Raw genomic sequence first — 13,010 nt, 5'->3', positions numbered from 1 at the left:
GGACTCGCAGGGAAGCGCCCCAACCGCTCCTCGCCCAGCAGGCTCGTCGAGGTCGACACCAAGCTCCCTCCTCCCAATCTAAAGGCCACGACTGACAATGTCCGCGTCAGTCCGCCCTTTCCTTCGGCTCCCTCATCCCACCAACGCCCACGGTTGATGAGACCGCAATCAATCAACGGCATTTTCTCGCCCGCTATTTCCCGACCGATCCGCGATCCCGCAAACCTCGCTGATCCAGGGTGGCGTTAGTGTGACGCCATGTCCCTTAACGGCAAGACCATGTTCATCTCCGGCGCCAGCCGCGGTATCGGCCTGGCGATCGCCAAGCGGGCCGCACAAGACGGTGCGAACATCGCACTGATCGCCAAGACCGCCGAACCCCACCCGAAGCTTCCGGGCACCGTATACACGGCAGCCAAAGAGCTCGAGGAAGCCGGCGGTCAGGCACTGCCGATCGTCGGGGACGTCCGCGACCCGGACTCCGTCAGCGCCGCCGTTGCCAAGACGGTGGAACAGTTCGGCGGCATCGACATCTGCGTCAACAATGCCTCCGCCATCAACCTCGGGTCCATCACCGAAGTGCCAATGAAGCGGTTCGACCTGATGAACGGCATCCAGGTGCGCGGCACCTATGCGGTGTCGCAGGCGTGCATCCCGCACCTGAAGGGCCGGGAAAACCCGCACATCTTGACGCTTTCTCCGCCGGTGCAGCTGGACAAGAAGTGGCTGAAGCCGACCGCATACATGATGGCCAAGTTCGGTATGACGCTGTGCGCGTTGGGAATCGCCGAGGAGATGCGCGACGAGGGCATCGCCTCGAACACGCTGTGGCCCCGCACCCTGGTGGCAACCGCCGCGGTGCAGAACCTGCTCGGCGGCGACGAGGCGATGGGACGGGCCCGCAAACCCGATGTCTATGCCGATGCGGCCTACGTCATCCTCAACAAGAACTCCCGCGAGTACACCGGCAACTCGGCGCTGTGCGAGGACGTGCTGCTCGAGTCGGGAGTGAGCGACCTTTCGATCTACAACTGCGTGCCCGGAACCAAGCTGGGCGTGGACCTGTGGGTGGAAGAGGTCAACCCGCCGGGGTACACGCAGCCCTGAGGTGCACCAGCGTGGCCAGGGCCGCAACACCGGGGGTCGCCGCGCTCATCAAAGCCGGTGTGACACACGAACTCTTGCACTTCGAGGCTGTCACGGACCTCTCGGACCGCACAGATATCGCGCCCGAGCAGGTGTTCAAGACTCTGGTCATCGCGCTACCCGGCGAGTTTGCGGTCGCGGTCGTGCCGGTGCCGTCGCGGTTGTCGTTGAAGGCCGCCGCCTCGGCGTTGGGGGCGGCCAAGGCCAGCATGGCCGAGCCCGCCGACGCCGAACGGACAACCGGATACGTGGTCGGCGGCATCTCGCCGTTTGGTCAGCGTAGGAAACTTCGGACGGTGGTAGACAGCTCGGCCCTCACGTGGGACCGGGTGCTGTGCAGCGCCGGGAAGCGGCATTGGGACGTCGCGGTCCCTCCGGCGGATCTGGTCAGATTGACCGACGCGCTCACCGCCGACATCCGGGCCTAGCGCACGAACCGCGCGGTGCCGTCCGTCATCCGCAGGCCGCGAGCTTCGGGTTCAGGGCGGCGTGCAGCAGCCCGCTGAGGTGTTTCCAGTACAGCCAGTCGGCGATGGCGGCCCGCGAATCGGCCGGTTCGGCGAGGGAATGCGCCTGGTCGAGGGCGAACCGTTGCGCGTGTTCGGCAAAGGTCAGAAACGCCCGCAGATGCGCCGCCTCGCGGTCGACGGCGTTGCTGGCCATCGGCTTCATCACTTCGAGCCACAACATCGGGCGGCGATCCCCCGGCGGTGGGGCAGCTAGCTGAACTGAGGACCCCAGGTCGGGCAACCGCAGGTTGAAGGTGGCTGCCAGTCTTTCCGCCGTAGCGGCCACCGCCTCGGAATTCATTGTCTCCGAGGTGGCGCGAGTAGCGCGTCCATCCGCGTGCGCAGGGTCAACCGCCGACGCCGGCGGCAGCAGATCGGTCAAACCGGCATCGCTGGTGTCCGCCAGCCATTGCGCGGCTTCGGGATTGACCACCTGCAGCCGGTGCCGGCCGGTCATCTTTCCGCTGGCCGGGATGTCTTCTGGGTCCAGGACAATTCTGGCCACGCCCGGGTCGGAATCGGCGAACTGTTGCTCGGTGGCGATTACCGCTCGCAGTGTCTTGCCCTGACATGCCGCCCAGCGCTGCACGGCCCGCACTGGTCGAGTGGCCCAGCAGGCCCGCTCGGTGACGGAAATGGCCTCATCCGCACTGGCCATCTGCACCGGCTCGGGCAACTGCACCCCATCGGGAATGTAGGCCAACCCGTAGCTGTTGGCCACCACGATGGTGGCGTCGGTGGTCACCGCGGTCACCCAGAAGAATCCGAGATCGCCTTGCCCGCCACCGCCCGGTGCATTCAATGCCGCGGCAATGCGGCGCGCCAGTTGCAGCGGATCGGCCCCATTGCGACGGGCCGCGTCAGCGGTGGACGCCTCGGCGATGGCGACGCGTTCGGCACGCGCCGCCGACACCGGGATGAGCGGCTCCATTACCGCCCCGGCATTGACCGCGGCGGTGCGATCGGTGGCATCCAGGCCGATGGTCGGCCCGGTCTTTGCGGCGGCCCGGGTGGTCGCCGCCGCCGGCCTGATGGGCGCACTTGAAGGCTTCTGGCCCACGGGTGCGGCCGCTCCGGCTCGCGGACCCGCGGCGGCACCGACCGGCCCCGCCGAAGCGTGCTCGGTCGCCTTGTCCTGCTCACGCAGGGGCTCCGAAGGCTGCGACGGTGCCGGCGCCGGCGGGTTGCCACGCCCGCCGGCACCTGGCGCGGACCGGGCCGCCGCGGCCCTCAACACCGGGCCCTGTGCCCCGCCATCGGCGGCAGCCGGTGCCGGCGACGCGGGCCCGGCAACGGATCCGGGAACAGGATGCGCCGGCGACGAAGGCATCATCGGTGGGCCCACCGGCGACATTGCCGCCGGTGCGGGCGGGATCCACCCCGGCTCGGCGGCACCGGGTGTTGACTGCTCGGCTTCCGGAACTATCACCGGGGTGACCGGCACCGGTTGTGCAGGCGCCGGCGGCGCCGGTTCTTGCTCGATCGGCTGCCCGGTCTGAACGTCACGGCGCTGCGGGGGTGCGGCCGGTGGCGGTGTCCGCTGGTTGAGCAAGTCTTCCAGCGCATTACGCGGGGGGGTCCACGTCCTGCTCGCGAGAATCTGCTCGGTGGTGTCGGCGACCACGGCGACATTGGCCCCGTGCGTAGCGACGACCAAGCTTTCGATCGCAATGGCTCGCTCGGCGGCGGTGAGGCCGGGTTCGTTCTGCAGAACGAGGATCTGTTGGTGTGCGACCTCCGCGTTTGTATCAATGGCCAACTTGGCTAGCACAACCAAACCGGCAACATATTTGTGCCACGTAATCGCGGTGGCAAGGTCGTTCTGCAGGGTCATCAGGTGACCGATATTGGTGCCGAGTTCGCCGTTGGCGGCATCGGCGGCACCACCCGACCAGACACCGTCGTCGAAAACTTGAGTCCGACGCTGTTGACAACTCTCCAGCACTTCGGTGACTTGCCGCAAGACCTGCGTAAATTCCTGCGCCCGTTCATAAAAGGCGTCCTCATCGATCTCTGGCCATCCGCCCGGCTCCAATAGCTGGTCGAAATACCCACCCGTCGGCCTTAGCATGCTCATCGTTATTCCCCGCAATATTCGACACGACATATCAATCCGTACCTGCCGGCAACTTCGCCGCGGCCGCTGGCATCGTCAGCCCTGACCCGCTGATCGACGCTTGGGTCGGCCTTGCGGCAATCAGCGATTTGCCGGATGACACACGCCGACACCCGAATAGACGTTGTTCGTTACGTGATGCCCAGCCCCTTCTGGAGCTCACTGGAAATTCCGGCAAGCGACTCGAGGAACTGCTGCTGGCGGGCCTCGATGCCCGCGGACGCGACGGCATCCGTATCTTGGAGCGCCTCGTTGATTCGCTGCTCGACGGCTTCAGCGCCCAGCCGTAGCAGACCTTCTTCGATATGCAGGTCGGTGAGCCACTGGCGTCCGTTCAGAGTCACGTCGACGGTCTTGGCTTCGTCGGTTCCGGCGAAGGATCCGCTGTTGGTCCGGTGCATCTGGTCTTCACACGCGGACTGGAACTGCTGCGCCTGGCGCAATGCCTCAGCCACCTGCGGGTGCATCTGGGTGCTCATTTGGAGTCCTTACTGTTGGAGCCGGCCTTGCTGTCGGGCCCGGCTTTGCTATCGGGGGCGGCACTCGCGTCCGGGCCGGCGACCTCGGCGGCGGATTTACGTGGGCGTTTGCCGATGAGGCCCTCGGTCCACGGCCGCTCTTCGGTGTAGAGCAACTCGTCCCCCGGCTCCGCGCGCTTGCCCTTACCGGTCTGCCCAGGGGCCTGTCCGGCGCCGGGGGCTCCCATGGGCGCCATGCCCGCACCGCCCGACCCCATCGCGGCCCCCGGCGCGGCGCCAGCCCCCAACAGATCGCGGCCACCGAGCTGCGATGAGATGGAGTCCGGTCCTATGGGAGGCCGCATCGACGCAGCTCCAGCTCCTCCGAACGAGGCCGGTTTGAGTTTCGGCGCCCCCGCCGAAAGACCCGTCCCGCCGCCGCGACCGGCAAAGGAATCGGCCAAGGTATTGCCCGGCAGCTGGGGGCTGCCGGCGAACGGCACGACGGGCATGTCAGTGGGGTTGGGCAGGGCCTCGTCCACTGGCCAGTCATCAGCCGGGGCGGGCACCGGATCGGGCCCGGGCGGCACCACGATCTGCTCGGGCGGCTTGGCCTGCGCGGGCGGATCGATTTTGACCTCATTGGCTTTGGGAGGCTTGGTTGGCTGCACGGGCGGCAATGGAAAATTCGCCGCCCGTTCGTATTCCGCCAGCTCCTCATCCGATGTTTGCTGCAGCACCGCATAGATCGCAAGGATCTGGTTCCGCATATTCGTGACATCAGCCTTGGGGACGCTGCAGTACAGGTCGTCGAGGTCTCTCAGATCCGCGAATCGAACCGTCTTTCCCTGGAACTGGATATGGCTGGCATGAAGCTGGCGTTGCGCGGCCGCAACCGTTTGGGCCTGACTCGCCATGGTGCTACACAAGTCCGCCATCTGCCGCAGCCACGCGATCTGCCTGTCAAAATGGTCCTCGACGGCCGCCGCCGCTTCACCGTCCCAACGCTGAAAGGGTCCGAAGCGGTCGGTGGCCTCCAGCAGCTTCAGCCGATAGTCCAGCCACGTCCTCGCGAAGTTTTCGAATGAATTGCCGTTGTCGGCCCACTCGATGGTCAATGCCCTGACCTTGAGATCTGCGTAGTCGTCAAGGCGGTGGTCAGCTGCCATTGTGGAGACCCCGGCGTCGTCGAATGCCTCCGTTTCCGGCTCCGCGCCTGCGGGGCCGGGGGTCGCCGCCGACACCGAGGCGCTGCCCGTGTCGAGGTCGGCCGCAGCGTGCTCGTCGACTTCCTCGTAGGCCTTGGCCGCGTTCCTCAACGACTGCGCCAGCCGCGCCCGCTCCGTGTCGAAATAGCCCAGATACTTGCGCATTTCACCGGCGGAGCGCGCAAGCTCTGCGGCAGCTTCCTTAGCCGGTGCGAAGTCGCACGGGGGCTGGGGATCTTCCGTCGGCAGTCCGGGTATCGGAGCCTCCAGCCGGACCGCTCTGGCCAAGAGCTCCTCGCCTTCCACGGCGAGCACCTGTGCTAGCGTCACGCGAATCCTCCTCCTAGGGGCTATTGAAAATCGTGAAATTCACCGTCAGTGGCTGATAGACGCTGATAGACAATGAATTCAGTGTTCGAGCTGCAGAACGGGTCCGTCTTCGGCGGGTTCGGGCGCGGTCCCCGGGCCCTGCTGGGCCATCGACGCAACCCCCTGCAGCTGCCCCATGGTCTGGTTGACCAGGTTCGCGTACTGAGAAGCGTGTCCCGATAGCGTCGCGGCCTGCCCCGGCAGCGAACCCATCTGGGCCATGGTGGGCAAGGTGAACCTCGATGCGATCGGTATCTCGGGTCCAGCCGCCAAGCCATATCCGAGGGCCGCACTGCCCGCCATCAAGGCGTTGCCGCGAGCGGCATACTCGGACGTCGTTGCGGCGGAACGGAATTGGAACTGGCCCAATTGTTCTCCGAGCGACTGGTCGGCTTCCGCATAGATCGCGGCGGCGGCGACGAAATTGGACCCCGTCTTCGTCAGGGCGGAGTTGACGACGGGCAACGAGTCGGCCACCGGCGACTCGATAATCGGCAAGATTGCGTTGATGGCTGCCGACGCGGAATCCAGTCCGGTCGAAACGATCGGCGGCGGGGGCGTCGGCAAAGTCGGCTCCGCCAAATCGATTCCAGCAATCTTCAGGCGGGAAGAATCGATGACCAGCTCCTTAGCCATGTCCAATCCCCTTACATGTGTTGCTATTTGAGCTAAGGCGGCCCGCGGCCGCCGCGCCTGTCTTCGTGGGGTGGGCCACAAAACGCCTGAATCCGCACCTAGCGCAGGCGTTGCGGCCCTGGGATCACCGTCGATCCGGTCAGAGTTACGAATCTCGCGATCGTCGGCTCGGGTTGCATCCGCTACGCGGCCGAGGCGTCGAAATCTGCAGCAGTTCCTCAGCTATCGGTATCGGGTGGAGAAAACCTCTGCTTGTTTTGCGGTGGCCTGTTCTTCGGACATCAAACCCATGGTGTTCTCCATGAAGTCACGCAATACCTCGCGCTCGTCAGTGCCCATCTCCGCCACGGGTTCCCACTCGGAATAGCTTCCCAACATATAGCTGTGCTGGGCCGCCAACCCGTTTTGTCGAGCCAGGGCCACGATTACCAGTACCTCCTCGGCGAGCTCGGCTTCACTCATGCTGGTCACCTTTGCCGACAGAGTGACTCGATGGATCCGGCCGTCCATCAGCGCCGACACCGACACCGCCCCAGGGGGGGTTGACGACCGTGAACAGCGGGGCGCCATTCGAGTCGACGCCTTCCTCGGCACCCGCCGTCTCGGCGGCACCGTGGGGCTCTTCGATCTGCAATGGGGCGGTGTCGGGATCGGTGTCTTCGTCTTCGACCTCGCCAGGCATGAACTGATCCATCGCATCGATGTCCGGTACTGGGTGTGTCGGGTCATCGGTGGCAAAGCCATCCAGGGCATCCGACTCCGCGCCGTCTTCGCAAACCTCCTCGGCGACAAAGAAATCCAGGGCGTCGAGATCATCGTGGTCGTGGTAGAGCGACATGGTGTCCCTTCTTTCTGCATCTGAAGCGCTAATGGTCGACCCCGGCGCGGTAACCATGCCCACCAGCGGGTTCCGACCCGATCAGCGCTCAATGATCTGTTTGTCGAGGCTTTCGCCGGCCTGCTCGTCGACTCCCTGGTATGCGCTGCTGGCGGTGCGTAGCTTGGCGGCGAGCTTGCTAGAAGTCGTGTTCATGCTGTTGGCCGCCGCGCGGCGGGCAGCCTCGGCATTGGCAAATGAGGTGTTGGAGGCTCCACTGATCACACCGTGAGACACCCAGACCTCATTCTTGAGATTCGTGGACGCGGCACCCGCAGATGCTGCCGTGGCCGCCGCTTGGGTCTGTGTGGCGGCCAGTGTCTGTAGGTATTGCGGTGTGACAACCAAGTTCGCCATGGATCTATCTCCTCGTCATATCGTTTCTGTGCGCTATCGCATCGGCCTGCAGCGGCTTCGACTCGACGGCGAGCGTCACACGACCTGCTGCGCAAAGATCGGCTGCTGCGCCGGTGGGGTGTCAGCAGCGGCCGCTTCGATCGGTGCACGCCCGGCAGCTGCGCCGGCCGAGTCCGCCCCGGCGCCCTCGACATCTTCAACAGTGGTGGCCTCGGCCTGCGCGGTGTCCTCGGCGGGAGCAGTCCCCTTGCCCTGTTGGGCCATCGATGCGACCTGCTGGCCCTGTCCCATCGCCTGGTTGGCCAGGTTCGCGTGCTGAGAGACATGCCCCGAGAACTTTGCGCCTAGCCCCGAAATCGCCATCAGTTGGGCCAGGGTGGGCATGGTGAACGCCGACGTCGCCGACGGCGTATCTTCGAGCGGCACAGCCTCATCGGCGGCAGCGCTGTAGAACGCGGATTCGTCCGCGGCGCCGCTGGCGCGGCCGAGCGACCCGGCCGCCTCAGCTGTGAACGCCGTGCCCGACGCCGCAAAGCTCGAGATCGTCGACTCGGCCGACGCGGGCATATTGGCCGCCACCGGCATACTCGGGTCCGCTCCTTGGTACGGATCCGGAGTCAAATCTTGGTAATTGGCGGTCAAGACGTCCGCCTTCTTGGAGTTCTCAACCGAATAGGTGAGCACGGTGGAAAGCAGGCCCATGGCGATGGCGATGCCAAGCCCACTCACCGTGAATCCGAAAGACCGGGCCATGGCTGGGCCGGCCGGTACCGCAAACATCAAGGCCATCTCAACCGCGAAAGTCGCCAGAAGTAGGTTCTTGAGAATCGCAATCCCCAGGCGCCCATGGGTCACCCATTCGGCCTGATCTTTTACCAGGGCCGCGAACTTGACGTCGAGCTCGGCGAGCGCTTGTCCGCGATTCTGCAGTGCCGTGTTCTGGCTGGCATAGGCATAGGATGCCGAGCCCTGCCAACTGTTATCCGGAAGGGCCGACCCCAACTGTGCCTGAGCCTTGGCGAACTGCGTCGAGCCGACCAGGAGTTCATCTCCTTCGGCTGGCGGCCCGAACCCCATCAACGTCTCCAACACTTCGCCGATGTTGATCGTCCAGAGGATGGCACTGGCCCCTTGCGCCGCTTTTGAACTGGCAAGACTGGTCAACCGAGAGTGACCTACGCGCTTGCTGCGCCTGCGGCACCCAAGTTTGTCCGAAAACAGCGGTCAGCCCGTCCGCGGCCATGCCGGTCGCACTCGCCGCGAGATATTCAGGGTTAGTGAACTTTGGATCATTAACTCCGACGAATTGTTGACCAAAACTGCCGAGGTTGACGATGGTCCTAACCGCAGCGGCGATTAGTCCTGCAGGCATAGAGACGTCCTTACTGTTCGTTCTTGGCGATTCGGCGCCGTACGGGTGCCCCCGCGGGGCGACCCACTTCCATCACATCGTCGTGAGGCAACGCGGCGAACTGAATTGGCTTCGCACGCGCCGCCACACGCGCGGCCCGCCGGCCGACGCGGCTGGTGATCCAATTGCCCTCGCCAGGAACGGTTCACACACGAACCGAACGTGGCTCGAGACGGCAAATCCAGTGCGAGGTGTCCGGGCAACGTACGTTGTCGCGCCAGACGTCGGCAGGCTCCCCCGACCGCGTGCCACTGGACGCAGCTGGCTGCGGCATGGGTGAATACCGGGCGACCGGTTGGGATTCGGCGCGGACATCACTGCTGGGATTGATATTCCAGTGTCCGAGCACCGCGCGGTGCGGCAACAACGCGAGGGCGCCAGGCATCATCGGGGCAACCTCGCCGGGACGCGGACACGGCTGGCCAAAGCCCATGGATGAACACCACCGGTGTCCACGTACACTGCATTCGCTGCTCCTTGCCCTAGTCCCGCTTCATGGCGGTGACATGCCAAGGGTTGCACCTGGCGAACCGGGCGGCATCGGTCAGATGACTCAATTGCGTGAGGTAATCGGAATCAGCCGATACGGCTGCGCACCAACGGTGCGTTGCGATAGACGCAGCTTTGCACCGATCTACTCGTTTGTCAGGCGTTTTGCCACAAGTGCGGCCCGTCATGGTCGGCAACCGCACCGCGTTCGGGCCGCTTGGAGACGTCGGTGGTTGCGCTGGCCGGCGGATGGAATCAATCAGATTTGATCGGGTGCCGCATGGATGGCGTCGAGGGCGTCATGCAATCCGGCCCGGTTTGTGACCCCCAGTTTGGGGAACAACCGATACAGATGTGCACCGACGGTGCGCGGCGACAGGCATAGCCGTGCGGCTATCTCCTTGTTCGACAGGCCTTTGGCGGCCAATTCGGCCACCAGACGTTCCTGCGCGGTGAGCGGAGCGGGACCCACCGCGGCCGAGTGGCGTACCGCGGTACCCGCGGCACGCAGTTCATTGCGCGCCCGCTGGGTCCACGGTTCGGCGCCCAGACCGGCAAAGATCTCCGCGGCTGCACGAAGCACAACGCGGGCGTTGCGATAGCGGCGCAGCCGGCGGAGGCGCATTCCGTACGCCAGCCGAATACGGGCGTGCTCGAATGGAAATGAAGCGACCGCCGGATGGCCAAGTACCTTCTCGAACAACGCTGGAGCCCGCTCGTCCGAGGCACACAAGGCCTCCGCAGCACCGGTTGCGATGGCCAGTCGCGGCGGGGCGTCGGCGAATTGCAGGCGCTTGGCCGCCCGAACGTGCCGGCGCGCCTCGTTGAGTCGATCCGCATGAACCGCAGCCTCGACGAGATCGAACAGGGTGCGGGTGGCGTGCAACGCGAACGGCGGGAACTCCCCCGGCGCCGTGATCGCGGTGGCCTGCAGGTAGGCCGATTCGTAGTCGCCTTCGGCAAAGCTACACAGGATTGCGATCTGCGCGACGGCCCCGGTGAGGAAGCCGACCCGCCGCGGCTCGACCCATACCCGCACTTGGGCGGCGAGCTCACGGGCCCGCACCACATCGCCGCGGCAGGCCGATATAACACCCAAATAACCTCTGAGCTGATAGCCAAACAGCTCGTAGTGGTGCTGACTACACAACGCCACGCCGCGCTGACTGGTATCGACCGCCTCGGCCCACTGACCGCTGGCCAGCTGATAGGCCGTGACCAACGCGAGCGTCGCAAGCGCAATGGTGGCCGCGCCGCCCTCGATTTCGCGGTCAGCCAGCGGAACCAGTACCGAACGAAAGTCGTCGATCAGGTCCACGTAATAGCCGGCCAGGGCAACGCGCATCACATCCCATGGCTCCAGCTCCCCCAACCGATCCAGTTGCTCCTTCAGCCGCTGCGTCACGGTGCGGCCGCGGCGGGCCGCATCGGCCCAGGCGTCGCGGTAGATGACGCTCAGCTCGCCCAGCCGGTCGGCTAGCGAGTCGACCAGGCCATCGGTGATCTGCCACAGCGCGGGGTCCGCGGCAAACATGCTGACCGCGAGCAACAGGTTGACCATCCGGGTCAGGGTTTCGCCGTCGAGGTCATCGGCCGATTGCAGCCGCTCAACCAGGCGACGATGTGTCGCGGTGACATCTCCATAGCGGTATAGCGAAATGAAAGACGAGATCAACAGCGCACTTGCCGACGCGCCGCCACCCAAACCCGCATCGGCCAGAAGTCGCTCGGCCTCGTCGAGTTGCGCCGCCTGCAACGCAACAAAGGCCGCGCTGGCCAGCAACTGTTCGCGACGCCGTGGTCGGTCGCTCAATTCACCCGCGCGCCGCAGCAACTCGATCGCCTGACAGGCATCGCCGCGGCGGATCGTCAGCTCGGCCGCCGCGGCGAGGGTATCGACAACCGCCGGATCGGGATCGACGGTGGCATGAGCGAAATAGGCGGCCCGGCGCACCACGTCATCGGGATACAGGTGGGCCAACTGCGCGTAGGCATGGCGCCGCTGCCCGGCGGTTGAGGTCTGGATCACTGCCGCACGGACCAATGGATGCCGGAAGACCAGCTCACCGCGGTCGACCACCAGCACGCCGTGTTCGATGGCGGCGTCGACTCCCTGCATCACATACCGCGTTCGCGGCGGCGCCGATGCCACACCACCCGTCGCGGCCCCATCCAGTGCGCCGCGCAGCAGTTGCGCCTTGACCGACTCGTCGAGTTTGTTCAGCCGATCACCGAAGATGGCCACCAGTCGCTGAGTCAGCGGCAACGGCGCGTCAGGCGCCCAGCTGTTCTCCAACGCGCACCGCGACAGCTCGGCCAGCGCCAACGGATTTCCGGCGGCCTGCTCGAGCACCCCAACGCGCGCGGAGTGCGGCAGGTCGACGTCGAGTTGATCCAGAAACCGCTCGGCCTGCTCCGGGCCGAGCGGAGCCAGCACCATCTGCGGCCATCCCCCGTCCGCCAACGCATTGGGGACCTCATTACGGCACGCAGCCAGAAACCGCACCGCCGCACCGTCGAGCCGCCGTCCGGCCATCGCGATGACCCGTGCGCTGACGTCGTCGAACCAATGTGCGTCATCGATAACCACCAGCAGCGACGTCACCTCACTCGCCAACGCCAACAGGTTGAGCAAGGCAAAGGTCAGCGCGGTAACTGTCGGCACCCGGTCGGGTACCGCACCCAGCACCGCCGCCAAGGTGCGCTGATCATCGGCGCCCAGTTGGGCGATGAACTCCCGCAGCGGGTAAACGAGTTGGCTCAGCCCGGCCAGCACGAAGGCCGCCTCGGCTTCTACCCCGCTGCACCGCAGCACCCGCCTGCCCGGTACCGCAGCCCGCTCCGACAATGCTTGGACCAGCATGGACTTGCCGACACCGGAGTCGCCTCGCAACGCCAGGCAACCGTCAGCGGTCCCACCGTTAACAAACGACTCCAGCGCGGCTAGTTCATCGACCCTTTCGATAAGACGACAACCACCCAAGTCCACAAATTCATTTCAGCAACCAAAGACCGATGATCCGCGAGTACGGCACCGACTTGCCAGTGAACTGACAGCTACCTGCCAGCAAGCGCGCGCATCGGGCCAGGTGGAGCGGCCCGCGTGACCGCCCAGGACTGGCAGCTTCCGTCAGCCCTGGACAGGACTGCGGCCGGGCGGATGGTCGAAAGCGGCCGCCGGAGAGTTCGCAGGCAGGTCCGCAAACTCTGCGTCGCGTTCGATCACCGGGTAGGGCCGCTACCCGATCACCCGGACCGGCACCCAATTCGGCAAAGACCGACTGTAAGTCATTACAACGCAAGGTAATACGCTCCGGATGGCGATCTATTGATGCGACGAGGTTGGCGCTCAGGGCGGGCACGGGCCCTTTTCAGGATTGGCCGGGCGCGCTGACCATGGTGGTGCCGCCGATGGGTTTGGGTTCGTCTCCAGA

At 65.4% G+C, this 13,010-nt stretch carries 11 protein-coding genes; 2 read left to right on the top strand and 9 right to left on the bottom strand.

Annotated elements, in window-relative coordinates:
• Window positions 1–258: 258 nt before the first annotated feature.
• Window positions 259–1,107 (top strand): SDR family oxidoreductase, encoded by an 849-nt coding sequence (locus tag SHTP_RS06895; RefSeq protein ID WP_096370149.1) that lies wholly within the window; start codon window positions 259–261, stop codon window positions 1,105–1,107.
• A gap of 11 nt (window positions 1,108–1,118) precedes the next feature.
• Window positions 1,119–1,574 (top strand): YbaK/EbsC family protein, encoded by a 456-nt coding sequence (locus SHTP_RS06890; RefSeq protein ID WP_015354882.1) that lies wholly within the window; start codon window positions 1,119–1,121, stop codon window positions 1,572–1,574.
• 25 nt (window positions 1,575–1,599) lie between these two features.
• Here SHTP_RS06890 and SHTP_RS06885 read toward each other — a convergent pair whose 3' ends face one another.
• The 9 genes from SHTP_RS06885 to SHTP_RS06850 form a co-directional block, all read right to left on the bottom strand.
• On the bottom strand, window positions 1,600–3,732 hold the full coding sequence (locus SHTP_RS06885; protein ID WP_096370148.1) for an EspK C-terminal domain-containing protein: 2,133 nt from the start codon (window positions 3,730–3,732) through the stop codon (window positions 1,600–1,602).
• 170 nt (window positions 3,733–3,902) lie between these two features.
• Window positions 3,903–4,250 carry a YbaB/EbfC family nucleoid-associated protein gene (locus tag SHTP_RS06880; RefSeq protein ID WP_096370147.1) on the bottom strand — a complete coding sequence of 116 codons (348 nt, stop codon included), beginning with the start codon at window positions 4,248–4,250 and terminating at the stop codon, window positions 3,903–3,905.
• Complete coding sequence (gene espB, locus SHTP_RS06875) at window positions 4,247–5,767, bottom strand: EspB family ESX-1 secretion system-associated protein (protein WP_096370146.1); 1,521 nt, start codon at window positions 5,765–5,767, stop codon at window positions 4,247–4,249. The genes SHTP_RS06880 and espB overlap by 4 nt, the downstream gene beginning before the upstream one ends.
• Window positions 5,768–5,845: 78 nt before the next feature.
• The gene (locus SHTP_RS06870) at window positions 5,846–6,442 is read right to left on the bottom strand and encodes a hypothetical protein (protein ID WP_096370145.1); all 597 of its coding nucleotides are present in this window, start codon (window positions 6,440–6,442) and stop codon (window positions 5,846–5,848) included.
• 222 nt (window positions 6,443–6,664) lie between these two features.
• Window positions 6,665–6,904, bottom strand: a complete 240-nt coding sequence (locus tag SHTP_RS28635; RefSeq protein ID WP_231991307.1) for a hypothetical protein — start codon at window positions 6,902–6,904, stop codon at window positions 6,665–6,667.
• On the bottom strand, window positions 6,897–7,280 hold the full coding sequence (locus SHTP_RS28630) for a hypothetical protein (RefSeq protein WP_231991306.1): 384 nt from the start codon (window positions 7,278–7,280) through the stop codon (window positions 6,897–6,899). Before SHTP_RS28630 ends, SHTP_RS28635 begins: the two co-directional genes overlap by 8 nt.
• A gap of 81 nt (window positions 7,281–7,361) precedes the next feature.
• Window positions 7,362–7,676, bottom strand: coding sequence for an ESX-1 secretion-associated protein (locus SHTP_RS06860; protein ID WP_012393193.1), 315 nt, complete (start codon window positions 7,674–7,676; stop codon window positions 7,362–7,364).
• 75 nt (window positions 7,677–7,751) lie between these two features.
• Complete coding sequence (locus tag SHTP_RS06855; RefSeq protein ID WP_231991305.1) at window positions 7,752–8,840, bottom strand: EspA/EspE family type VII secretion system effector; 1,089 nt, start codon at window positions 8,838–8,840, stop codon at window positions 7,752–7,754.
• A 995-nt stretch (window positions 8,841–9,835) separates the two neighbouring features.
• The gene (locus SHTP_RS06850; protein ID WP_096370144.1) at window positions 9,836–12,565 is read right to left on the bottom strand and encodes a helix-turn-helix transcriptional regulator; all 2,730 of its coding nucleotides are present in this window, start codon (window positions 12,563–12,565) and stop codon (window positions 9,836–9,838) included.
• Window positions 12,566–13,010 lie beyond the last annotated feature (445 nt).

Source organism: Mycobacterium ulcerans subsp. shinshuense, assembly GCF_002355775.1.
GTDB lineage: Bacteria > Actinomycetota > Actinomycetes > Mycobacteriales > Mycobacteriaceae > Mycobacterium > Mycobacterium marinum.
This window is presented reverse-complemented; position numbering and strand designations above follow the sequence as displayed.

Excerpts from the sequence above, each read along its gene's own strand:
- SHTP_RS06895 (WP_096370149.1), top strand. The coding sequence starts at position 259 with ATGTCCCTTAACGGCAAGACCATGTTCATCTCCGGCGCCAGCCGCGGT.
- SHTP_RS06885 (WP_096370148.1), bottom strand. The coding sequence starts at position 3,732 with ATGAGCATGCTAAGGCCGACGGGTGGGTATTTCGACCAGCTATTGGAG.
- SHTP_RS06880 (WP_096370147.1), bottom strand. The coding sequence starts at position 4,250 with ATGAGCACCCAGATGCACCCGCAGGTGGCTGAGGCATTGCGCCAGGCG.
- SHTP_RS06870 (WP_096370145.1), bottom strand. The coding sequence starts at position 6,442 with ATGGCTAAGGAGCTGGTCATCGATTCTTCCCGCCTGAAGATTGCTGGA.
- SHTP_RS28635 (WP_231991307.1), bottom strand. The coding sequence starts at position 6,904 with ATGAGTGAAGCCGAGCTCGCCGAGGAGGTACTGGTAATCGTGGCCCTG.
- SHTP_RS28630 (WP_231991306.1), bottom strand. The coding sequence starts at position 7,280 with ATGTCGCTCTACCACGACCACGATGATCTCGACGCCCTGGATTTCTTT.
- SHTP_RS06860 (WP_012393193.1), bottom strand. The coding sequence starts at position 7,676 with ATGGCGAACTTGGTTGTCACACCGCAATACCTACAGACACTGGCCGCC.